Below are 26,339 nucleotides of genomic sequence, written 5' to 3' on the forward strand. Positions count from 1 at the left end.
AATAAAATCTAGATAAAATTAAACTTATGAAAATTGTTATAACATACATTTTTAGTATATTAGCCTTTTTTTCCTTAAGCGGCTGCAAAACTATCGAAAATAGAGGTCAATCCATCGATGATTCGGCACTTGTAAAATTAGAGTCTAAAACACTAAATAAAGCGGAAGTCGTAGAGTTAATAGGTACGCCTACTATGGTACCAGAATATTCCCAAAATACCTGGTATTATGTTGAGAGAGTTATGTCTCAAAGAGCTTGGCTTAATCCAAAAATTGAAAAGCAAAAAATAGTAAAAATTACGTTTGATGCTAATAATTTTATGCAGGAAGTAGTAGTAATAGATGATTCTCATAGACAAGATATAGAAATAGTCCGTGAATATACTAGGACATATGGAACGGAACTTAACGGACTACAAAAATTTGTTAAAAATTTAGGTAGATTCAATAAAACCACTGACGGAAATAAAAATAAAAGCAAGAATAAGAAGAAGAGATAAGTACCTTAGTCATCATTACGAGGAGGCTTGCCTGTGTGGCTACCAAATCGTCATTGCGAGCGACTGTAAGGAGCATGGCAATATCTCATGAAATTAAAACTAGATTGCCGTGTCGCTACGCTCCTTACAGTCGCTCGCAATGACGATTTGGTAGCCACACAGGAATGACCCCAACATCCATAAAACAAAAACTATCTAATATGATTTCAATATTTAGTAAATTAAAACAAAGTTTATCTAAAACTTCTAATAAAATATCGGAAGGTATCGACAAAATATTTTACAAGAAAAAATTAGATGCAGAAACTCTAGAAGAGCTACTTATCTCAAGCGATATGAGCGTTTCGGTAGTAACTAATATTATTAAAGAGTTTCAAAAGGTAAAATTTGACAAAGAAATAGATAGCGATACAGTAAAAGAAGCCCTTGCTAAATTAATAGAGCAGCAGCTATCAAAATCAGAAATTCCTTTTACTTTAAACAAAAATAAATTAAACGTAATTTTAGTTTGCGGTGTTAATGGAGCAGGTAAAACCACAACTATAGGTAAGCTTGCTGCAATGTACTCAGCACAAGGGAAAAAAGTAGCAGTTGCGGCCTGCGATACTTTTAGAGCAGCTGCCGTAAATCAGCTAAGTACTTGGGTAGATAGAGCAAATGCACTACTTATTACCGGTGAAGAATCGGCTGACCCTGCGAGTGTTGCTTACCGCGCTATGGAAGAATCGATAAAACAAAATATCGATATACTTTTTATCGATACGGCAGGCAGGCTTCACAATAAGAAAAACTTGATGGATGAACTCGCTAAGATCGTAAAAGTTATAAAAAAACTAGACGAGAATGCTCCTACTCATAGCGTTTTAATAATTGATGCTATTACAGGACAAAATACTTATAACCAAGTAGAACATTTTAATGATGCTACTAATTTGACGGGGCTTATCGTGACTAAACTAGACGGCAGTGCTAAAGCGGGCGTAATTGTCGGAGTAGTACAAAAATTTAATTTACCCGTATACTTTATCAGTATAGGCGAGAAGATAGAGGACTTAAAAATATTCAACCGACATGATTTTGCTAAAAGTTTGGTCGGGTTGTAAGTTTCTTGGTCATCCCGTGGCTTGACCATGGGATCTAGAAATACAACTTGCAGCACTAATAATTTTAGTATTTTTAACTGGATCCCGTGGTCAAGCCACGGGATGACAAAGAGAATAAAAAAACAAATCATAAAATGACTCAAAAAAATACCTTATTGCTCATAGACGGATACGGATTTGTTTTTAGAGCCTATTATGCACAACAGCCTTTAACTTCACCAAAAGGCGAGCCTGTCGGTGCTCTTTATGGTTTTACTTCAATGCTGCTAAAATTACTGAGTGACTTTAAGCCTAAACATGTCGCTGTAGTATTTGACAGCGGCGGGAAAAATTTTCGCCATTATATTTATCCTGAATACAAAGCTAACCGTCCGCCTCCCCCTGAAGATTTAATTGTACAATTACCTTTAGTTCGTGATGTGGCAAGTAACTTAAATTTTCCTATTCTAGAGAAAAACGGTTATGAAGCCGATGACATTATCGCAACCTTTGCTACTAAAACTGCTGCACTTGGCGAAAATGTAGTCATTATCTCTTCAGATAAAGATCTATTGCAGTTAATGAATGAAAACATCAAAATATATGATCCGTTAAGAGGGAAATATATTACAGAAGATGATGTTGTTAAAAAATTTGGCACTACTTCTGATAAATTACGTGAAGTGATGGCTTTAATCGGCGATAGATCGGATAATATTCCGGGTGTGCCATCTATTGGACCAAAAACGGCAAGTAGTCTTATAACGCAATTTGGTTCTGTAGAAAATATATTTAACTCTTTAGACCAAGTCTCAAGCGTAAAACAACGTGAAACTTTACAAAATTCAAGAGAAGCAGCGTTAATTTCATGGCAGTTAATAGGTCTTGATTCTAATGTTGATTTAGATTTTCAGCTGAATAATTTAGAATGGTCACCTCCAAATAGCGATAAATTAACAGGATTTTTACAGGAATACGGTTTTAGATCTTTATATAAAAGAGCAGAAAATTTATTCGATATTAAAATTAATGACCACAAAGATATAGTAGATAATAAAGTAACAGAAATAAAAGAAATTAGTAATAAACTTGAACTTGAAAATTTTGCTAAAGATGCTGAGAAAATAGGAATATTTGGAATATACTTACTGCAGCATAAAGGAGATAATCTTGCTTTTATTTTATCACTGCAAAACCAAAGCTATATTATTAAAATTTCTAACACTTCTCATGATCTATTTTCTTATAATGCTAAAAATAATAACGACTGGTTTCCGGATATAATCTTCAATTTACTAGCCGATAAATCCATAAAAAAAATTACTTACTCTCTTAAACCTTTACTGAAATTTTATGCAAACCAATCTCATGAAATTACGGCTATAGAGGATTTAGAACTAATGCAATATGCGTTATCTGCCGGTTTATCACAGAAAAATTTATTTGAAGAAGCTTTGAAAGAGGACAATAGGCCTCTTTCAAAACTCGCTTATAGAAAGGAATTTAAAGGAGACACGGAACGCAGCACCGCAGCGTACAAAAGCGTACGTGAGGATGCGAGTACCGGTTCGACGTCTAAATTACCTCTAGAAGTAGAGTTTGGGAAGAGGCCTATTGTAATCAATGAATCGGCAAGAATAGTAGCAAATTTTATCTCACTTTATAAGCAAAATATATTGGAGCTTAAAGATAATAAAGCCTTTAGACTTTATAGCGACATTGATTTACCTATTTGTTTTATTTTAGATAAAATGGAGAAAGTAGGTATTAAAGTAGATGCTAATTACCTAAAACAATTATCTACTGAATTTGGAGCAGAAATTCTAAAGCTTGAAGAAGAAATTTTTGCTCTTAGCGGAACTAAATTTAATATTGGTTCACTAAAACAACTAGGTGAGATTTTATTTGAAAAAATGCAATTACCTTTTGGTAAAGCTTCAGCTAAAGCAAGCTCTTACTCAACAGGAGCGGAAATACTAGAAAAACTTAGTGAGCATGGATATAATATTGCAGATTTATTATTAAGATGGCGGCAGCTTACAAAATTAAAGAATACCTACACCGATAGTTTGCCGAAACAGATAGATAATATAACACATAGAGTACATACGACATTTTTACAAACTTCTACCACTACAGGAAGACTTAGCTCACAAGAACCTAATCTGCAAAATGTACCTATTCGCTCTAGTGAGGGGAATAAAATCAGACAAGCTTTTATTGCTGAAGAAGGTTATAAATTAATATCTGCAGATTATTCTCAAATTGAGCTTAGAATATTAAGCCATATCGCAAATATAGATGCACTAAAACAAGCATTTATCAATAAAGACGATATCCATACTCAAACCGCTTGTCAGATCTTTAACTTACAAAAACACGAATTAACTAACGAACATAGGCGTAAAGCAAAAGCTATAAATTTTGGTATCATTTACGGTATAAGTGCTTTTGGGCTTGCTAAGCAATTAAACGTTACTAACGGCGAAGCATCCGAATATATCAAGAAATATTTTGCCGAATATAAAGGAGTGCAAGAATATATGGAGCAAACAAAAGCTTTTGCAAGTAGCAACGGCTATGTCACAAATTTCTTTGGCAGAAAATGTTTTGTACCTCTAATTCATGATAAAAAGCTTAAACAATTTGCAGAACGTGCGGCTATTAATGCTCCGATTCAAGGAACTAATGCCGATATAATTAAAATTGCCATGATCAATCTAGATCAAGAAATAGAAAAACGTAAACTTAAAACAAGATTAGTACTGCAAATTCATGATGAATTACTATTTGAAGCACCGATTGATGAAGTAGAAATCATAATACCCATTATTAAAAAAATCATGGAATACTCTACTAATATGGATGTACCGATTATAACCGAAATTAGAACAGGTAATAACTGGATGGAAATTCATTGAGTTATACTCGTTTGATTTACTTGGAATACAGCTTTAATTTAAGCGACTAATTTTAGTTGCATAAATCAACAAATATGTTTATAGTAAGGTTATAAGTAGTAAAGAATACCAACTTGAGTTCAATAGATAAACTTATAAAAAGATTAAAATCAAAACCTAAAGATTTTACATAGGATGAGCTAGTTAGGTTACTAAGTAGCTTAAATTTTGAGAAAATTACAAGCGGTAAAACCGGTGGTTCTAGAAGAAATTTTTATAATAAAAAAACGGGATTAATTATTAATTTACACAAACCTCATCCTCAGCCAATTATAAAATCTTATTTAATTGAACAAATAATTAAAAAATTAGAAGAGGAGGAATTAATATGATAAAAAATGATTTGATAAGTTATAAAGGCTATTTAGGATCAGTACATTTTAACGCTTCGGAAGAGTTGTTTTTTGGAAAAGTAGAATTTATAAGGGATTTGATAAGCTATGAAGCATCTGATGCTAAAACTTTAATAAAATCATTTCAAGAAGCTATAGATAGTTATTTAGAAGATTGTAATATAGTAGGTAAAACACCTGATAAACCATTTAAGGGTAGTTTTAATGTAAGAATTGAGCCTGAACTACATAAAGAAGTAAGCTTATATGCGATGCAGCACGGCGATACTTTAAATGGTATAGTTAAAAAAGCTTTAAACGAATTTATAAAAATATAAGTTTGGAAAGTTTTAAAAAAGGAGCGTAATGTATGAAAAATTTTATATTCACGTCTGAGTCGGTTTCTGAAGGGCATCCGGACAAAATTGCCGATCAAATTTCAGATGCGGTACTTGATGAAATTCTAAAACAAGACCCTAGCAGTCGTGTCGCCTGCGAAACTTTTATAACAATCGGTCTAGTTCTAGTGGGCGGTGAAATTACTACTAGTACTTATGTAGATATTGAGCAAATAGTACGGCGTAAAGTACAAGAAATCGGCTATAATAACCCAAATTATGGATTTGACGGCAGCTGTTGTGCTGTAATTTCGTCTATCATTAAACAATCACCCGATATAGCTATGGGTGTTGACAATGCAAATGACGATGAAATAGGAGCAGGAGATCAAGGTATGGTTTTTGGGTATGCTTGTAATGAGACGGATAGTTTAATGCCTGCACCGATTTACTATGCTCATCTCTTAATGAAAAGACAAGCATATTCACGTAAACAAAATATACTTCCTTGGCTTAGACCTGATGCAAAATCACAAGTCACGTTACGATATGAAAATAACAAGCCGGTTGCCATTGATGCAGTAGTTTTATCAACTCAGCATCATCCGGAAATACAACAAAAAGATCTTATTGAAGCAGTAATGGAAGAAATTATTAAACAGGCATTACCAAGCAATCTACTTCATAAAGACACTAAATACCTAATTAACCCGACAGGTAGATTTATTATAGGCGGTCCTGTTGCAGATTGCGGTTTAACCGGTAGGAAAATTATCGTGGACAGCTATGGAGGAATGGCAAGACACGGTGGCGGTTGCTTTTCTGGAAAAGACCCAACCAAAATAGATAGATCGGCTGCCTACATGGCACGCTATATTGCTAAGAATATAGTAGGAGCAGGGCTTGCCGATCGATGTGAAATACAAATATCCTACACAATAGGCGTTGCTGCTCCCATATCTATTTACGCTGAAACTTTCGGTACTAGTCAATTAAGCAATGAACAAATTACTAAGCTAATAACACAGCATTTTGATATGCGTCCAGGCAGAATTATTAAACATCTGAAGCTTCGCACTCCATGTTATCAAAAAACGGCTGCTTACGGTCATTTCGGCCGTGAAGACGAAAATTTTACATGGGAACAATTAGATAAAGTAGATATATTGAGGTGAGTAATTATTGACATTTATTTATTCGTAATACGTGATTATTTTTATCTTTATTTAACTAATTAGTTGAAAATATGGCTGAGAATATAAATAATGATAGAAAGTTCGGTAACTTAGAAAATTATGATAATGAACTTACAAATACTGCTCTAAAAGAGAATAACCAAAATAAGCTGAAAGAGCATTATGAAAATATCTCTCAAGCCTTAAATAATACGGGAATATGAGTATGAAGCGAAAGCAACTCAGTACTGCGAAATGCTTGACGATGCCCGTACCTATGATAAATCCACAAAAGATTATAATTTAGGCTCAGCTCATTTTATAACGACTAGCGGTTATAAGCCTTACTTGGAGCTTATAAAGCTTTAAATCCTGACGAAAATACAGATAAAAAATATAATATCTAGAGAAATAGAAAATAATATATTTTCTGTATTATTTAGTAAAAATAAAAATGATATTACTGCTCTTAATGATAAAATAAAAAAGCAAATTTAGAAGATTTTATTAACCCCACAGTCAACACAGAAAGAACAGTTATACTGGACAAACTTTAAGCAATTGTAGTAGCAGGTCAATAAGAGAAGCTTTAAGAGACAATGTACCGGATTCAGAATTTCGCGAAATATATGATTTCATTATACAAAGTCAAGTATCGCAAATAATATCAAACCTAGAAAAAGAACAAAAACAATTAGCAAATACACTAAATATAACTTCAATAAAAGAGCCTGAAGTTAAAGACCAGCATTTACCTAATAAAACTGATTTATTTATAAATACATTTCAAGAAAAAATAAATAAAGGACTTAATTTATCTACCTGATAGTACGAAAGTAGTAGACGATAAAAAACAAGAAGTTAAAACCGATCATATATTCCATAAAAATTCAGAGCCTAAAAAACAAACTATCAAAAATAAATTTTATAAGTATTTAAGTAAATTAACGGAAAAATTGAGCTTAAAATCCATAAGTAATTATTTTAAAGAATTAATTAAAGCTCCAAATCTTGAGTAAAATATCAATTTAGAAAAAGAAGCAAAGTTAATAGCAGACAAACATCGACTAACAAAATATATGGAACTTAGCGATAATAAAAATAATAATGCAGTATTTAGCGGTAAAAAAACATCAAAGAATATTATTCAATTATGACAACTGCCTTAGGATCTTGCATAGGTGTTGTTGCGTGGATCGGTTTCATCGTCATTGCGAGCAACTGTAAGGAGCACGGCAATCCAGAAAAAATAATAAAAAATTCTGTAAATCAGAATTTTTTACTGGATTGCTTCGTCAATCGCTATGCAATTTCCTCGCAATGACGATGAAACCGATCCACGCAACAACACCGCTATTTACTATATTCTTTTAAAATCTCAAAATCTTGTGCTTGGAGAAAGAATTTTTCAGGTAATGTAATTTTTGCTACAAAATTCTTTACATCTTCGCTTTGTAAATAGATCGTAGCTTTAGCATTACTTTCATTATTATTAGTGCGAGCTGCAAGCAAGGTTACTATCTGCCGTAATTCTTCATGATTTTGTGGGTAAAGCTGTAGCTCGAATTGTTTATTATTAACTGCATCCTCAATTGATGAAAAACTTTTTGCCGTTAGTTTTATTCCTCCCTCATCTTTAACTATGTCACAATTAACTACTACCAAACTTTTAACATCAAGTAAATGTACATAATCTTTTAAAACTTCCTCACTAAAAATACTAAGTTCAAAGATATTCTCAGGATCGGAAAGCACGAGTGTAACGAACCTACCTCTTGCCGACATACGAGAATCCTTTTTTTGTATTACACCGGCAAGATTTACTCGGTTAGTGCCTTCAGGTAAGTTATTATGTAAATCCGCAGTATTTAAAATATTTAAACGACTAAATATTTCTTGATACTGCGTAAGAGGATGATTAGAGATAAATAAACCCATAGCCTCAAATTCATAAAAAGCTAAAGTATTTTTATCGGCATAATCACTTGATACTAAAATAGTTGGACTTAAACTAGAAACTTTAATTAAGCTCAATTGATTAGATTCCTGCTCTTCGTGATATGAAGTTGAATAAGAAAGTAATTTTGGAATGCTTGAAAATAATTGCAATCTATTATCATGTAACTCATCAAAACAGCCTGATTTAATTAAATTTTCCAATAATTTACTGTTAATAGATTTTGTGGGTAATCTTTCAATAAAATCGGTAATTGATTTAAATGGCCCTCTTGCTTTTCGCTCGTCTGTTACTAACTTACCGAAATTTGGCGTAACTCCCTTAATAGCACCTAAGGCGAAGATTATTGCACTACCGGTATCATATCGTTCTTCTTTGTCATACCGCGGCTTGACCGCAGTATCTTTTGAAATTTCCTGGATCCTGCGATCAAGTCGCGGGATGACAGTGTCCGAAGACTTTACGCTAAAATACCCTTCAGAAATATTAATATTAGGTGCAGTAATTTTTATGCCGTTATCTTTTGCTTCTTGCAGAAATAAATTAATTTTATCGTGATTATTCAATTCAAGATTTAAGCAAGCAACTAAAAATTCAGCAGGATAATTAGCTTTAAGATATGCAGTTTGGTATGAAATAACACCGTAAGCCGCAGCATGTGCCTTATTAAACCCGTATCCGGCAAATTTAGCCACGGTTGCAAAAATGGATTTAGCTTGAGATTCCGAAATATTATTAGCAATTGCCCCTTTAACAAAAATTTCTTCCTGCTCCTCCATTTCTTTTTTTATCTTCTTACCCATTGCTCTACGGAGCAAATCGGCAGCTCCTAGCGTATAGCCTGCAAGAATCTGAGCAATTCTTTGTACCTGCTCCTGATATATCACCACTCCGTAAGTTTCTTCCAAGATCGGCTTTAATAGTTCGTGTAAATAATCAGGCTGCTGTAATTTATGCTTACAAGCTATATAGGTAGGGATATTTTCCATAGGACCGGGACGGTATAACGCACCAAGAGCTATCAAATCATGTATAGAATCAGGTTTAAGACGTCTAAGTGCATCTTTCATCCCAATACTTTCAAATTGGAAAACTCCGACTCCCTTACCTTTACACAACATTTGATAAGTCTTATTATCATCAAACGTCATATTGTTAAAATCTACTTCTATCCCTTGCTCTTTAAGTAGTTTCTTACAATCGGTAATAACCGTTAGGGTTTGCAACCCTAAAAAATCAAATTTAATTAAACCGGCAATTTCAGAATATTTCATAGAATAACCGACTATCAACATATCGGAATTAGCATCTTTATATACCGGTACTATATCGACTAAATCAGTACCTGCTATTACGATTCCTGCAGCATGAGTTGAGGAATGCCTATGTAGCCCTTCAAGAATTAACGAAGTATCAAGTACTAGCTTAATTAACTCCGCTTCACCCTCTAAATTATACAGCCCATTACCTTTAGCGGCATTTGCAAGCTCCGGAACTTCACGTATTGCCTGTTCTAGGCTAACTGGATTAACTGCACTAAAAGGTACAAGCTCTGTTAGATAATCAGCGAATTTATAAGGCAAGCTAAGCACACGAGCAACATCCTTAATTACAGCCTTTGCCTGCATCTTACCGAAAGTTATAATCTGTCCTACTCTATTATTACCGTATTTAGAGCGTACGTAATTAATTACTTCCTCACGCCTTTCTTGACAAAAATCAATATCGAAATCAGGCATTGAAATACGTTCAGGATTTAAAAATCTTTCAAATAATAAGCCGAATTTAATCGGATCGAGATCAGTAATAAGCAAACTCCAAGCAACAACCGAGCCTGCTCCCGATCCTCTACCCGGTCCGACTAAAATACCCTCTTTTTTACTCCATTTAATAAAATCGGATACAATCAAAAAATAACCGGCAAAATTCATATTACAGATAATATCCAGCTCATAATTAAGACAAGCAAAATATTCGGTTTTCAATTCTTCTTGATTCTCTAACGAAATATTTTCAGATTTAAACTTTATAGCAAGCCTTGCAAGCAACCCTTCTTTTGCATCTTTTCTAATTAAATCCGTTTCACTAATATCTTTGGTGGCAAAATTAGGCAGCATCGGCGGGTTTGCATGTGCTGCAAAATAACAACGCTCTCTTAAATTTACAGTATTTTGGGTAGCAGCGGGTAAGTCGGAAAAAAGCTCTATCATCTCACGTGGTGATCTAAAATAACAATTTTCGCTAACTGTTTTTCGATCCGAATATTCTTTAGTAACACCGGCTGATATGCATAACAATACATCATGTGCATCATGCATGCTTTTCTCACTAAACAAAACTTTATTAGTAGCAATAAGCGGAATAGCAAGCTCGGCAGCAATTCTAATATAACTATCCTCAATAAACTGTTCTTCAGGTAGATCATGTCTCATAATCTCAAAGTAAAAACGGTCTCCTAAAATTTCCTGTAATTTACGTGCAAACAGTATCGCTTGCTCCTCGTTACGAGCTAGCAAGCATTTTCCGATAATACCGTCGGTATAACAGCATAATCCTATTAATCCTTCTTGATATTCGATTAAATCTTCAAAATCAATGTGATCGCAGATCTTACGATCATTTTTAGTAAAAGTAAGACTTGATAGTTTGAGTAAATTTTTATAGCCGACTTCATCTTTAGCTATAAGCAAAATTTGAGCAAAAATATCTATATCGTATTTTATATTTAGAATAACCCCATGTATCGGCTGCAGCCCCTTTTTTACTGCGTATAATGCAAATTCTAATGAGCCGAATAAATTTCCCTTATCTGCCAAACAAATAGCAGGCATTTTATGCGATGAAGCAAGCTCTACTACCTTCTCGATCGTTAATGCACTTTCTAGAAAAGAATAAGAGCTTTGAGTTCTTAAATGAATAAATTCAGGTCGCATTTTAAATTAATGTTATAAGTGTATAAATCGTCATTGCTAGCGAATGTAGAGAGCGTGGCAATCTCATAAAACAGTATAAAATTCCTGAGATTGCCACGTCGATTCTACGAATCTCCTCGCAATGACCGTTGCTTAGGTTAAATTTTACTTCCAACTGTATAATATCTAAAACCGATTTTTTTCATTGCTTCATTATCTAGTATATTTCTAAGATCAATGATTATCGGAGATTTTACTAAATCATAAATTTCTTGCCAATTAAGCTCTTTAAATTCTGACCATTCAGTTGCAATAACTATAATATTTACTGATTTACAGGCTTCAACTGCCGACTCTAAATATAGCAAATTTCTATGTTCCAAATTCTTTTTAGCATTTTCAAGACCGACAGGATCAAATGCTTTAACATATACATCTTTATTTAATAAGATCTTTACAATTTCGATGGCAGGGCTTGCTCTAACATCATCTGTTCCTGCTTTATATGTTAAGCCTAAAATTGCTATATTTTTACCTTTTAAATCTCCGTCTAACAAAGTAGCTATCTTATCTACCATATTACTTGGACGCTGCTTATTACTTTTAATTACTGCCTTAAGAATCTTACAATCGATATGATGGTTTTCTACAAGATTATTTAATGCTAGAATATCTTTTGGAAAACACGAACCGCCAAAACCTGGTCCTGCATTTAAAAAATTTTGACCGATTCTTTGATCAAGTCCTACACCTTTAGATAAATCTTTAATATTACCGCCGATTTTTTCACATAAATCAGCCATCTCATTAATAAAAGCAATTTTGGTAGCTAAAAAACTATTTGAAGCATATTTAATAAGTTCGCTCGTCACTAAATCGGTAACCACAAACTTTGCACCTTGTTTTATTAAAGGTGCATAAATTTTTCGCAATATTTCCTCTGATTCTTTATTATTTACACCGACAACTATACGATCAGGATATAAAAAATCTTCTACCGCACTGCTTTCTCTTAAAAACTCAGGATTAGAAGCAATATTAAATGAAAAGCCTTTTGATTTTAAATAAGCTATAATATTACTGCAACTATCAGGCGGAACAGTAGATTTTATGACTATTAAACAATCTTTATTTATATGCATAGAAACTTTATCAATAGCATCATAGACATATTTTAAATCTGCTTCTCCAGACTCTTTTGAAGGCGTGCCGACCGTAATAAATATTGCCTCGGCATTTTGAAGTTCATTATTATAAATATTTGTAAATTTTAACCTATCAGATTCTAAAGCTTGCTTAAGATACTCATCAAGTTTAGCTTCATAAATCGGTAATATTTGCTTATTTAATTTGGATATTTTAACCTCATTATTATCAAGACAAGTAACATTATGACCTAAATAGCCCATAATAATACCTGAGACTAATCCCACATATCCGCTACCGATAAATGTAATATTCATAATTTTTTGTGATTTTTATATTAAATTTTTAGATTATACGTTATATTTAACTAGCTTATAAAGCTACTACAACAAAGTATAAAGCTTTTATCATATTTCAATAGATTTACAAGCTCAAATGAATTTTATTAAAAAAACCTTTATTAGTATTTTTATAATTCTGATTTCATTATCTTTGGCTATAACTCTAACTGTTTATAGTGCAAATAAAGGACACTTAAATGAACCTTTGAAAAAAATAATTGAATTTTATTTAAGTAAAAATGATATAAAGGCTGTACTACATAATTTAGAATTTAAAGAAAACCGATTATCCATAGATAAAATTTCCTTAAGTCTTATAGATAATGCTAGAGGAGAAATTAACGATTTTAATCTTTTCTTTAATTTCAAAAATTTCTTCTCTAATTCGTTAATAGAGGCTAATTTTAATATTGATAAAATTTCCGTAATCTCAAATAACGATGAAGAGATTATAAATACTTCAACGACCGGTGATTATTCGTTAAATATAATTAAAAAAGATTCCCTAACCGACATACGGTTAACTTCAATAAAAAGTGATATCTTAACCGATGAGCAAGGAGCAGGCTTACCTCTAGGAAATGCTTTATGCTCATATAAAACCGCCTATTCTAAAGATAATCCAAAGACCGTTAATTGCAAACTTACCTTTGGGGACAAAGCTTTTTTATCACTAAACGGTATAATAACCGATAAAAATATCGACGCAAGTGCAACTGCCGCAAATATGCCTTTAATAATTTATCAAACAGTCGAAAAAATCATTCCAGATAATCCTATAATCTCATATTTGCGAGAACATATAAAACAAGGTTACATCCAAAACGGAGAATTAAATATTAAATTAGATAAAAAAATTTTAAAAAAAAATATTTTAGTAGAAGATAATTTAAAAGCAAATTTACATATCTCGAATTTTGAATATAAATATCATAAAGATTTACCGCCTTTAACTAAAGTTGATACTAATATAATCATTTCAGGACCGGAAATAAAATTTCTAATTAATGAAGCATATAGCGGTAAAAGTGTCGTTTCAGATGGTATTATGACTTTCAAATGGGAAGGACCGGATAAATCGCAATTTGTTTTTAATGCTACTGCTAAAGGTGAAATTAACGACTTAATTGCTTTTGTTCCAAATGATGCATATCAAAATATTAAAGCTCAAAATATTGATCTAAAAAAAATAAAAGGGTCGGCAAATTCAATAATAGAGTTAATAATCCCTATTAGCCCAAATATCCCTAATAGCTATAATATTTTGTCGACATTAACAAATATTGCTTTTAATAGTTTAGACAATAATATCCTATTACAAAATGGAGAAGCTAAAGGTAGCTTTAAAGATAATAAACTAAATATTAGCGGTAAAGGTAAAATTAATAATTATGCAAGCAGCTTTACTTATGATCATGATATATCGGATAAAAATAATGAGTGTTTACTTAAAATAAAAAGCAATATTGCGGCAAATAATCAAAGATTTGGAGTATTTAAATTAATTTCAGGCAGCACTGTTTTAAATTTTGAGTATAAAAAACAGCATAATAATGAGAGTTTTATTACCGTTAATTCTAATCTTGATAATTTAGAATTTTATATAGATAAAGTATCGATTCATAAAAAATTATATAAAAAAGCCAATTTATATTTATATACTAAATTAAATGATAAAAATTTCGATGGAAATATTGAATTTAACCTTTCAGGGCAGGATAATCTAAAAATTAACGGTAATGCCTTAATTAAGAAAAATATTTATAATATTAATCTAGCCTCTGTTAAACATAATCATACGAATTTAAAAGGAAAAATAATCATAGATAATCATAATCTTAATACGGAACTTTATGGAAGCGGATTAGATTTATCAAATGCTAATATGATGCAGTTTTTAGAAAAAGAGGGAGATTCTACACGTAATATTAATTTAAAAACTAATATATCAAAAATACTTTTAAAGAATAATATAATTCTAGGTAATCTTGATTTAGCAATTAAATGTGATAAAGTGCGGTGTTTCTCCGGTTTTCTAAATGCTAATATCGATAATAAAAAAGTTAAGATGTCGCTTACCGCTAAGGAAACTTTTGAACAATGGCTAATTGAATCCGATAATGCCGGAGCATTGCTTAGGGGACTCGGAATGTATACCACTATGCAAAACGGTCAGATTAACATCAACTTAAATACAAAAAGATATGAAGTAAAAAAAGGTGAAATAGTGCCGATATTAGATGGCAAATTTTCTATAAAACATTTTACGGTAGTCGATACTCCTTTTTTAACACGGCTTGTTTCCTTTGTTTCATTGCCAGGTTTTCTTAGTTCAATAACTAATAATAAAAATATTTTATTTGAAGATATGAGCGGTAAATTTAATTATAGAGGAAATATAATTACAATTTTTGATACGGAAGCACATGGACCATTCTTTGATTTTACTATGAAAGGTAATATTGATACCAAGCAGCAATTAATTATGGTTAAAGGAAATGTTATTCCTTCCTTTTTCTTAATCAGCACTATTGTAACTAAAATACCGGTAGTCGGTAAAATATTTTCCAAAGTAGCCCCTTACTCCCTAAAAATGAACTATAAATAGCTAACTCCAAATAAATAAAACATAGGTAGACGAAGTTTAATTTGGAAAAGAGTAAGGAGGCTGTAAGCTGAGGATCGCAGCGTACATTAGTATGTGAGGATTGGAGGACTTATAAGGCATTGTTGCCAATTTTTCAAATTAAACGAGTATATATTTTGTGCAGAAAAAATTATATTTAATCGGTATTTTACTTTTAGGCTTAATTTCCGGTCTTACGTTCAATTTAATTTTTTTCACAGTTCCATATCAATTATCCGAAGCAAAATACACCACTGATATAATAGGTTCGATATCACTAGCTGCTTTTCCATATTGCTTAAAGGTCATATGGTCACCTTTTATAGATAAATACCCTATACCTTTTTTATGTTCTAAATTCGGTCACAGGCGTGGCTGGGCATTAGTAGCACAAATATGTTTAATCCTAGCAATGACGGGGTTCTTAAACATAAGCCCTTGTAATAACTTATATATTACTGCCGTTATCTTATTTATTATTTCATTCTGTAGTTCTACTCAAGATATTGTACTTGATGCATATAGAATTGAGAGACCTACATCGAAAGAAGAGCTTTCAATGGCTTTTACCTTTAGTAGCATAGGGTTTCGTTTAGGTATGTTACTTGGCAGCATCGGTGCTTTATATTCATCAATTATTTTCGGCTGGAATACAGTATATAAATTTGCTCTATTCATTACTATAATTGGACCTATAGTAATTTTATGTATCAAAGAACCACAATCAAAAGAAATACGCCATACAACTACTAATTTAATAGGATTACAACAATATTTTGAAGTTATTAAAAAAAGTATTATATCCTTAAAAAATGAACAGCAATATTTATTGCTAATTATATTGTTTGTCTTTTTATATAAAGCTGCGGATTCTATACCTATGGCTATGAGTTCGCCTTTATTTCTAGATTTAAGTTTTACTACTCATGAAATTGCCGTTATTTACAAAGCTTACGGGTTACTAATCATGATCGTCGGAGGAGCTTTAGGTGGCGTTTTAGCTGCAAAAATGGGTATATTTCATAGTGTCTTAATTGGTGGAGTTATTCAATTATTGTCACCTCTTATGTTTATGATTCTTGCTACTATCGGCTATGATATAAGGACATTTATAATAACCGTTACAGTGCAAAATTTTTGTGCAGGCTTTGCAGGAACTATTATCTCTATCTATTTTGCTAACCTTTGCAATAGTGAATTTGTTGCCACGCAATATTCTATTATTGCATCTTTTAGCTCTCTTAGCCGTATTATTCTAGCTAGTCTTGGCGGTATTTGTGCAAAATATCTTACTTGGCCTGTATTCTTTTTAGGTAATACTCTGTTTAGCATGTTATTTATACCGATATTTTATAAAAAATATAGAAAGAAACTAGGCTTTGTGAATATTTCTAAAAAGATATGACAATTATTAAAAAAGGTTTATAATATTGATATATACTCGTTTAATTTGAAAAATTGGCAACAATGTCCTATAAGTACTGCGGTACTCACGTATTAATATACGCTTCTCTCCTCGTCTTATGGACTCCTTGCTCTTTTCCAAATTAAACTTCGTCTACTTACTACATATATTAATCACATAATTATGAAATTATATAGTTTTCAAGAACATTTATTAGAATTAAAAATAAGGCTTCTTAGAATATTTACTACTTTTATAATTATATTTGCTATTTGCTATTATTTTAGCGACAATATTTATAGTTTTTTATTAAAACCGCTTGCTAAGCTAAGCGGTGATACGGTACGAAATATAATTTATACGGGGCTTACAGAAGCATTTTTTACCTATATTAAACTTGCAGCTTTTACTGCTTTTACTATTATTATACCTATAATTGCTTTGGAGTGTTATTTATTTATCAGTCCCGGGTTACACCGCCATGAAAAAAAAATTATCGCTTTTATTCTTTTTATGTCGCCTATTTTATTTTGGTGCGGTAGTATTTTTGTTTTTTACTTTGTAATGCCGAAAGCTTGGAATTTTTTTCTTAGTTTTGAAAAACGTGATATGATAGTACCGATAGTTTTGGAAGCAAGAATTAGCGAGTATCTAAATTTAGTTATTCATTTAATTATTGCTTTTGGAGTTGCTTTTCAACTACCGATTGTGATAATAATATTAAATATACTAAAAATAGTTAAGGTACAAACACTTAAGCAAAAAAGACGCATTGCCGTGGTAATTAACTTTATTATTGCAGGAATATTAACGCCTCCTGACATTTTAAGCCAGTTTGCTCTTGCAATACCGCTACTTTTATTATATGAAACTTCAATAATGATATGTAATTTTATAGAAAAACCGAGGACACTAAATGTTAAATATCAAATGGATTAGAGAAAATCAAGAATTGTTCGATGAAAAGCTTAGCCAAAGATTTATTGAACCTATGTCTAGTAAAATTGCTATGCTCGACGGAGAGAAAAGAAAAATTACGAGTTTAATTCAAGAATTTCAGCATGCACGTAGGGTAAAATCAAAGATTTTAGGTGATATGGCCTCTAAAAGCGGTGAAGAGTTTAAAGGGTTACAAATAGATGTCAAACATATAAATGAGAAGTTGGAAGAACTTGAACAGGATCTAAATAATAATAATGAATTAAATGAACTATTAAATATGCTTCCTAATATTCCGGACGAAGAAGTACCTTACGGAATTGATGAAAGTATGAATAAATTAGTTCGTACTTACGGAGAGATAAATCCAAATGCTTTGAATAAGCAGCATTTTGAACTAGGTACAAAATTAAATTTAATGGATTTTGAACAAACTGCTAAAATTTCTGGAGCTAGATTTGTAACGTTAAAAGGTGATTTAGCAAAGCTAGAACGTGCTTTAATTAACTTTATGATTGATGTTCATACTAAAGAGTTTGACTTCTTTGAGATATCACCTCCGGTATTAGTTCGAGATAATGCTATGTATAATGCAGGACAACTACCTAAATTTGCCGAAGAGTCTTTTGCAACAACAAATGGTTACAGACTAATTCCAACCGCAGAAGTATCTTTAGTAAATATAGTCGCTGATACTATTATACCAAGAGAAAAATTACCGATGCGTTATGTTGCTTACACCCCGTGCTTTAGATCAGAAGCAGGTAGTAGCGGTAGAGATACAAGAGGTATGATTAGATTACATCAGTTCGGTAAAGTTGAACTAGTATCCATTACTACCCCTGAAGAATCAAAAAATGAGCATGAATATATAACTAATGCATCAGAGACTATTCTACAAAAACTGAGTCTTCCTTATCGTGTTATGTTACTTTGCACCGGAGATATGGGGTTTGCGGTAAACAAAACCTATGATATAGAAGTATGGCTTCCGGGACAAAAGCAATATCGCGAAATTGCTAGCTGTTCTAATTGTGGAGATTTTCAAGCACGTAGAATGAAAGCAAGATATAAAGAATTCGGCAGTAACGAAACTACCTTAGTTCATACTTTAAATGCTTCAGGATTACCTATCGGAAGAACTATGGTTGCAATACTTGAAAATTATCAGAATGAAGATGGATCAATAACTATACCTGATGTCTTGATAAATTATATGGGAGGGTTACAAAAAATCACTACATATAGTGAATAATTGTTTATTAAATATAAATAATAAGGTAAAGTTTTGTAGTATACTCGTTTAATTTGAAAAATTAGCTATGTAGTGTAGAAGGCATTATTGCATAGCTTTGTATCATACCGTGGCTTGACCACGGTATCCAGTTACTAATAATAAAATTATTAGTATTATTAGTTATCTCTGGATCCCGCGACTTGATCGCGGGATGACCCCTGAATGTTACATAGTATACAAAACGATAATTTAAATTCAGGTTATTTGTGTTTAGTGATTTACGAAAATTTGACAAAGATATATATAATTACAATGCTCCTAATTTTATACCTATAGCATGTCATTATAATGATAATACTTTACTTACCAAAGATGGTAAATTACTACAAATTATCAAAATACATGGCATTAACTCAGAGAAAATAAGCGATAACATACAAAATTTACGTGAAATGGTTAGAGTTTCTATAAAAAAGAATATAACCGATTATGATTTTGCTTTTTGGCTACATACAATACGAGAAAAACAAAATTTAGACGATGCTACTCCTTACAAAAAATTATTACCGGCAAATATTCATGCACTATGGCAAAGAAAAAACCATTGGAATGATAAATTCGTTAATACTTTATATATATCTATAGTACATGATTCTGCTAAAGTTAACATCAAAAATTTTAACTCTTTAATAAATTCTTTATCTAATAAATTAATTACTGATTTTGAAAATAACTACTTAGATTCAGCTTTTCAAAAACTAGAAAATATCACTAATAATATTTTAAACGATTTAAATGAATTCGGTGCTGAAAAACTCGGTATAATATTTGAAAATGATAATGTTTTTTCTAATCCTTTATTTTTATATAATCGAATAGCTAACCTTAATAATAATGATTGTTTGGTGCCTATAATAGATTTATCCGATGCACTAGGTAGAAGTATTTATACAATTAGCGGCGATAAAATGGTAGTTACGGATCATGAGAAAAATAACAAATTCGCTTCTTTACTATCTATAAAAGAATATCAAGAAACTCCTTCTAATGCACTTGATAAATTTTTACAGTTACCGATTGAATTAATAATAACTGAAATATTTTACTTTGTTAGCAAAAAACAAGTAACATCCAAATTGCGTGGTCAAGATTATATTCTAAAAATTACTAATGACTCAACTTTACTTAATCACAAAGGGATTAATAAGCTTGATGCAACTAATTTAGATTTTCAATTTTGTAATCAGCAAATTTCAATTGCCGTTATAGAAGAAGATGAAAATAAATTAGATGCAGCCGTAGCTAAAGTATCAACCGAACTTTTTAAACTTGGTATTATTCATGTAAAAGAAGATCTTAATATTGAGCAAATATTTTGGTCGCAATTACCTGCTAACTTTGCTTTTATCCGTAGAATGTCACCATTATCCGTAGAACATATTGCTTCTCTTACCGCTCTTCATAATACTACACTCGGTAATCAATATAATCCTTGGGGTAAGGCTATAACTTTACTGCGAACCGAGAAAGGTACTCCATATTTCATGAATTTTCATGATAAAACGAATAAAGGTAATACTTGCATCTTTGGTACAGAAAAAACCGGCAAAACCGTATTATTGAACTTTCTAATATCAGAATCGACTAAATACGACCCAACAATAATTTATATCTCTAATAATAATGATTCTAAAATTTTTATCGAGGCAATAGAAGGCAAATGGTTAGAACCGGACAAACAAATTATCAATCCATTTTTAGTAGATGATACAGAAAAATCACAAGCCTTCATTTTAGAATTTTTAAAATTAATCAGCGGTCATTATGCTTCACCTCTCAGCAAAATAGAGATATCCTTTCTAGAGAAATTAAAAAATAAAATTTTATCAATTGAAAAAGAACAACGTATTTTTTCCGATATTTTAAAATTAGAAGATTTTAAGGAGGAAGGAGGAATACAAATACTTGATAAACTTAAAGTTTTTACCGAAGGACAATTATATTATGGATTATTTGACGGACCGTCTCTTAACATTCAAGAAGGGGAAATTATAGGGTTTAATTTATATAAACTTTCTGATGAGCCGTTTTCTAAACAATTTTACCCGATGGAGAGAAAATTTTTAGAACAATTTAATAATAATTTAAAGAAACACCAAAGTATTAGTGCAGCAGTAATTTATGCTTTTACTTATCATTTAAGCCTAGTTGGCACAAAACCTAAAATATTTGCTGCCGATAATTTTGATAAACTTTACAAACCTGAAGTTTATTACGATAATATAAATTTAATTTTTAATAATTTATCTCAAAATAACGGTATTTTCGTCAGTAATTTCAATTTTATTTATCTTAAGTCATATCCAAAATATACTATAAAACCTTGGCTTGATTTAATTAATACTAAAATTATTCTACCGTCTGACGTTAAAATAGAAGATTTAGACAAAATTTTAGGTTTAAGCGAGCCGGAAATACGAAAATTATCACAGCTAATACTTTCTGCAAGAATGTTCTTAATTAGTAAGGATAATGAATCTATAGCTTCTGAATTAAGTATTGCCGCTTTAATAGGAATTGTCCGTATTTTATCAAGCAGACAAGAGGAAATGGATATTTATAAAAAAATACTTGAACAATACCAAGGTCCTCCGGATAATTGGATTAATTACCTATATAATGAGTTAAATTTGTAGATAATATGTTTTCATATATCATTCCTGCGAAAGCAGGAATCTAGAATTTATTTTGTCATCCTGTGGCTTGACCACGGGATCTCATATCATAGGCTGTGTTCTGAGATACCGCGATCAAGTCGCGGTATGACATTTAACCGGATTCCTGCTTTCGCAGGAATGACATTTTGAACGTTCCCACAACATAGGGTAAAGCCACGGGGATGACAACAAAAAATTAACATAAAAAAACCATATTAAAGTGTTAAAAAAATATTTACTATTTTTCTTATTTTCATTTTTCTCATTTAATGTATATTCATCTATTTGGGGTGATATAGCCGATTGTCTTAGTGATCCATGTAATTGCGGTCAAAATGAGAGAACGGAAATTTGGAATAAGGGCGGCAACAATGAAGTAAAAAGAGGACCTTTTAAACCAGGCACATTGTGTCCTCCTTGGAATAAAAGCGACGGTCGCGATAATGATACTTGTTTATTAAAATTTGATTACCCAGGTACATTTATCGGTTTTTTACTCAATAGATGTGCGGAAGAAGCCCCTGATAGTAGTTACTTTACTCCAAAAATTCGTATTAGAGTTCAAAGCTGTAATGCCGCAGCTTGTTGGCACCAAAACTCTACTTTAAATTGGGATGGAGAATGTGTATTATGGCCTACAGGTTACGGTCTACCTCTAACTAGAGTTTGTGCTAGAATTGCCGTACCGGATATGCCTCTGCCTCCTGGAATAAATGCTACACCTTCCCCTGCAGATCCAGGTTATACCGATGGAGTACATCTCAATAAAGTCGGTTACACGGAAAGTGATAATAAGATAATCGGTGTAGACGGAAAAATAGTTACTTTAAAATCTCCTAAACTTTGTGCTTATAGCGATCCTGGACTTGTTAACCTTGTTTCAGATTCCGGGGCACATCTTGATCCGATGGACTGGAATCCTAATCGTCAACCTCTTCATCAAACTAATGCACTTAGCCCTATTGCAAAAGTATTAAAATTTCTAGTTGAAATGGTAAAAGGAGCAAGTTTACCAAGTTTATTAGGGCAGCTTCTTGGTATGATAGATCAAGATTCAGAATTTATAAAAGTGCTTCGATCAATACTTGATGCGATAGGAGAGGTTTTTAATTTTTTCCCTAGTTTAATAATAAAAGTTATTGAAGCACTTGGATCATTAAATGGTTCTGTAGATAGCTATTCTTTTGGTTGCGTACAATTACCTTTAGGACCTTTTCCACCGCCATATTGTCCAAATTTAGATTATATTAGTATTAATGCTAATGCTAATAATGTATGTAGTATAAAAAACACTAAAGAGGATATTGATAAAGGAAAACCTGAATTTAAACAATCTTCAACTTTACCGCCTTGCGTGGTGTCGAATGTTAGAAACAATATAGTTAATAATACCATACGTGTTAGCTTTAGCAATCTTGTTCCGCTTTGCACAGGCTCCCCCCCTGACCTCAAAACTTGTGTAGAACCACGTAATACAGATTTTTCTTCAGCAAAAATTACTCATACTAATACGGCTTTTAAAGATTTAATTAAATCGTGTAAGAACACTTCAGGCAGCACCCCATGTATTAATACAGATATCCTTACGCCATGTAGTGTTACGGCTAACGGTTGTAATGATGGATTTAGAATAGTATATTCGCAGAAAATTGGAAATGTAGAAACACCCAGCGATTATTACATAGACGATATACCGGACTGTCCAAGTTCTAATTCAACTACCTGCCAAAAAGTATGGGGAGTTAATATAGGCGAATTTAAGGATGTAAGCGTAAAATTTCCTGAGGTACAAGGACAAGATGCAAGTAGCTTAATACCTATAAAGACAGATGTCACCTTAAAAGACAATAACGGTAAAGATAGAAAACTTTATATCTCTATTAGTAATACTGAAGACGATAAACAAAATCCTAATAATATTTGCTTATTTGAGTCTGATAATTTAATAGATTGCGTACCGAGAGTAAATCATTCTTACAGCTTAGCTGCTTATGAATGTGCAAAACAATATGCCGGAATTACCTGTACTAATAACAATTCCAACGATGCTTATTATAAACCGCAGTTCATTGCTTCAGTACAAGTAAGAGAAGGCAACAATATCATAGATGAAACAAGCACTCTTGTAACACCGTTATCATACGCCGGACCTCCACCTCCCAACCCCACTGACACAGAAAGCATAGTAATGCTTGCCGGTTATAAGTATAGTTCTTCCGTTGCGTTTATACCTAAAGATCCACCAAAAGATCCGACGGAAGATAAATATATTGCTATGCCGTTTTCAGGAGAGAATGCTCTAAATCAATTGACTATTCACGGTAAATATAAAGATGATAAAGAACCTTATGATAGTAAGGGAAATCCTGACCTAAGTGCGGTATATTTAAAATATTTAGAATATATAAACGGTAAATATATCCAAGGTGGAACGCATGCCTGCTTGATGCCGAAAAATTTCCAACATTGTAATCCTATGCCGCTTCCTACTTTACCTGATGGATCACCTATTCCCGGTTACAACAATGACTCGATAAATTGTGTACTTGCTAAACTAAACAACAACGATACTATAAATTGTAAGGATTTTAAAAATAAATATAACGTTAAATATCCAAATCTTGGCTTATGTAAAAAAGATACAGATCTAACGAACTGTACTCTAGAAGAAACAGTGTTAGGTCCAAGAAGAGGTATTACAATTTATACTTGCAATATAAATAATATTCCGAGTAAATGCTATACCAATAACGATAAAGCTAATACTCCAATATGTGTTTTAAGTAGGGATTATACAGATAGAATTAAGCCGGAACCTAACATAGGACCAATATTAGTACCAGTAGATCCTTCAAAATATTATACAGTGACATATACAAAAGGAGATGAAAACACTCCTCCTGAGCCGACATATAAAGCTGAGACTGAGGAAGTAAGAGATAAAACTTGGCAAGAGCTAAATCTTTGTGCTCCTATATTAGTACCTACTTGTGCTAAAATTCCTAGCACAGAGCAAGCTCCTTCTGGTAACAATCACGGTAATGCAGAATGGCCTGAAAGCGATATAGGAGAACTTGCAAAAGGAAAATGCCCAACGAATTGGATAGTTATTGATCCTAGTAAACCTTTAGAACGCCATTGTTTGTCATATTTGGATAGAAAGGTTGTCGAGTTTGAACCTTTAGGTCAAAATGTCGGCTGTAGAGAATCTACAGGATTGCCTATAAAAGTTGATTATAACGACTTTCCATCAAGCCAATTACCTGATACCCCTTATGATCCGGTAACTAAAATAGGTGACTATATCTTAAACAAAAAACCGGTACCACAGGGGAGCATTATGGCATTTCCAAAGGATGGAGCATTTATAGATGCAACAAATGAACCGGACAATACAATATTGCATACTGTAGAATTCAAAGTAACTTTAGATGCAATAATAGACGATATTGAGTATTTTAAAGTATTAGATTTATGGTATGATGATTGCACATTAATATATGTCAATGGCACAAAGCTACTTAGCCTCCCTACTAACATTGATTCTCTAGATAATAAAAATCAATGCAACAATGGAAATGATCAAGGTCAAGCATTACAAGCTAGGACTTTACCGATTGATATCAAACCTTATTTAAAACAAGGAGAAAATACTATAAGATTCCAGCTAAGAGTTATGTTTGGTGGAGGACTATATTTCCACATGCGATATAAAATGAAGAGATAAATAAATGAGTTGGATTATTTTTTATACGGTAATTTTTGCTTTACTAATTCTTGATTTAGGAGTCGTACATAAAAAAAATACCGTAATAAGCTTTAAAGAAAGCATACTTTTTAGTCTTTTCTATTTTATAATAGCTTGTTTATTCGGTATCTATGTTTATTATAATACGGGGGCAGATCATGCTCGTGAATATTATACTTGTTTTCTCATTGAGAAAGCTATGTCACTTGATAATATTTTTGTGATCTCTATTATCTTCCAATTTTTTAAAATTCCCGGAAAATATCAACATCGTGTTTTATTTTTCGGTATAATAGGCGTAATAATATTCAGAGCCATAATGATTTACGGCAGTATTATTCTTATAAATAAGTTTGCCTGGTTATTATATATTTTTGCCGTAATACTTATTGCTACCGGTATAAAAACTTTCTATGTATCACATAAAACTTTTGATATACAGAATTCTTATATTTACAAGTCAATAATAAAAAATCTAAATATTACCTCTAATCTTGAAGGGGATAAATTTGTTGTTAAACGTAATAACAAACTATATTTTACCCCCCTTTTTATATCTCTAGTACTGATAGAAGCAATAGATTTAGTCTTTGCTATAGATAGTATACCGGCAATATTCGCAATTACTAATGATGTTTATATAATTTATACTTCAAATATTTTTGCTATTTTAGGGCTTAGAGCGTTATTCTTTTGTTTAGCAGAAATTGTAGAACGTTTCAGTTATATAAAATATTCTTTGGCTTTAATTTTAATATTTATCGGCTTTAAAATATTTATTCATCATTATATAACGATTCCGGCATATGTTTCGCTCACTGTAACTATTACTTTATTACTATTTGGTATAATTGCTTCCATAATTAGAAAAAATATGATTGACCATTAATAAAGGAAGTATATAATATTTTTTTATTTTTTAAG

The 26,339-nt window shown here is 31.9% G+C and carries 14 protein-coding genes and 4 pseudogenes; 16 read left to right on the top strand and 2 right to left on the bottom strand.

All coding sequences use genetic code 11. From position 1 onward, the window contains the following. The first annotated feature begins 26 nt into the window (after positions 1-26). The 9 genes and pseudogenes from RAS_RS07005 (at position 27) to RAS_RS10845 (ending at position 7,544) form a co-directional block, all read left to right on the top strand. Positions 27-500, top strand: coding sequence for an outer membrane protein assembly factor BamE (locus tag RAS_RS07005; protein WP_147143527.1), 474 nt, complete (start codon positions 27-29; stop codon positions 498-500). A gap of 200 nt (positions 501-700) precedes the next feature. Continuing rightward, positions 701-1,603 carry a signal recognition particle-docking protein FtsY gene (ftsY, locus tag RAS_RS07010; RefSeq protein ID WP_147144135.1) on the top strand — a complete coding sequence of 301 codons (903 nt, stop codon included), beginning with the start codon at positions 701-703 and terminating at the stop codon, positions 1,601-1,603. Positions 1,604-1,612: 9 nt separating this feature from the next. Next, positions 1,613-1,714 (top strand): annotated as a pseudogene (locus tag RAS_RS11195) (proline/betaine transporter); the annotation flags it as partial. Positions 1,715-1,737: 23 nt separating this feature from the next. Then, a complete protein-coding gene (gene polA, locus RAS_RS07015; protein ID WP_147143529.1) occupies positions 1,738-4,503 on the top strand; it encodes a DNA polymerase I in 2,766 nt (921 codons plus the stop codon). 185 nt (positions 4,504-4,688) lie between these two features. After that, positions 4,689-4,874: pseudogene (locus RAS_RS11200) on the top strand (type II toxin-antitoxin system HicA family toxin); the annotation flags it as partial. Next, complete coding sequence (locus RAS_RS07025) at positions 4,871-5,212, top strand: type II toxin-antitoxin system HicB family antitoxin (RefSeq protein ID WP_147143531.1); 342 nt, start codon at positions 4,871-4,873, stop codon at positions 5,210-5,212. The pseudogene RAS_RS11200 and the gene RAS_RS07025, both read left to right, overlap by 4 nt. Positions 5,213-5,244: 32 nt before the next feature. Beyond that, positions 5,245-6,387, top strand: a complete 1,143-nt coding sequence (gene metK / locus RAS_RS07030) for a methionine adenosyltransferase (protein ID WP_147143532.1) — start codon at positions 5,245-5,247, stop codon at positions 6,385-6,387. Positions 6,388-6,458: 71 nt separating this feature from the next. Next, a pseudogene (locus RAS_RS07035) lies at positions 6,459-6,756 on the top strand (hypothetical protein). A 587-nt stretch (positions 6,757-7,343) separates the two neighbouring features. Continuing rightward, positions 7,344-7,544: pseudogene (locus RAS_RS10845) on the top strand (hypothetical protein). A 196-nt stretch (positions 7,545-7,740) separates the two neighbouring features. Here the strand turns inward: RAS_RS10845 and dnaE are convergent. Continuing rightward, entirely contained in the window at positions 7,741-11,277 is a 3,537-nt protein-coding gene (gene dnaE, locus RAS_RS07050) for a DNA polymerase III subunit alpha (protein ID WP_147143534.1), read from the bottom strand. A 137-nt stretch (positions 11,278-11,414) separates the two neighbouring features. Continuing rightward, entirely contained in the window at positions 11,415-12,719 is a 1,305-nt protein-coding gene (locus tag RAS_RS07055) for a UDP-glucose dehydrogenase family protein (RefSeq protein WP_147143536.1), read from the bottom strand. 118 nt (positions 12,720-12,837) lie between these two features. On the opposite strand from RAS_RS07055, the gene RAS_RS07060 reads away from it, so the two are divergent. From RAS_RS07060 to RAS_RS07090, 7 genes are all read left to right on the top strand, one after another. Beyond that, positions 12,838-15,351, top strand: coding sequence for a YhdP family protein (locus RAS_RS07060; RefSeq protein WP_147143538.1), 2,514 nt, complete (start codon positions 12,838-12,840; stop codon positions 15,349-15,351). A 157-nt stretch (positions 15,352-15,508) separates the two neighbouring features. Beyond that, positions 15,509-16,774 carry an MFS transporter gene (locus RAS_RS07065; RefSeq protein ID WP_147143540.1) on the top strand — a complete coding sequence of 422 codons (1,266 nt, stop codon included), beginning with the start codon at positions 15,509-15,511 and terminating at the stop codon, positions 16,772-16,774. A 183-nt stretch (positions 16,775-16,957) separates the two neighbouring features. Beyond that, positions 16,958-17,713 carry a twin-arginine translocase subunit TatC gene (gene tatC / locus RAS_RS07070; RefSeq protein ID WP_147143541.1) on the top strand — a complete coding sequence of 252 codons (756 nt, stop codon included), beginning with the start codon at positions 16,958-16,960 and terminating at the stop codon, positions 17,711-17,713. Then, positions 17,691-18,968 carry a serine--tRNA ligase gene (gene serS, locus RAS_RS07075; RefSeq protein ID WP_147143543.1) on the top strand — a complete coding sequence of 426 codons (1,278 nt, stop codon included), beginning with the start codon at positions 17,691-17,693 and terminating at the stop codon, positions 18,966-18,968. The genes tatC and serS overlap by 23 nt, the downstream gene beginning before the upstream one ends. Before the next feature lie 248 nt (positions 18,969-19,216). Continuing rightward, positions 19,217-21,646 carry a VirB4 family type IV secretion/conjugal transfer ATPase gene (locus RAS_RS07080; protein WP_147143545.1) on the top strand — a complete coding sequence of 810 codons (2,430 nt, stop codon included), beginning with the start codon at positions 19,217-19,219 and terminating at the stop codon, positions 21,644-21,646. Positions 21,647-21,887: 241 nt separating this feature from the next. Further along, positions 21,888-25,394: a hypothetical protein gene (locus RAS_RS07085; RefSeq protein WP_147143547.1), complete on the top strand. Its 3,507-nt coding sequence runs from the start codon at positions 21,888-21,890 to the stop codon at positions 25,392-25,394. 4 nt (positions 25,395-25,398) lie between these two features. Next, positions 25,399-26,304, top strand: coding sequence for a TerC/Alx family metal homeostasis membrane protein (locus tag RAS_RS07090; RefSeq protein WP_147143549.1), 906 nt, complete (start codon positions 25,399-25,401; stop codon positions 26,302-26,304). The last annotated feature ends 35 nt before the right edge of the window (positions 26,305-26,339 follow it).

Source organism: Rickettsia asiatica (assembly GCF_007989425.1).
GTDB classification, from domain to species: Bacteria; Pseudomonadota; Alphaproteobacteria; order Rickettsiales; family Rickettsiaceae; genus Rickettsia; species Rickettsia helvetica.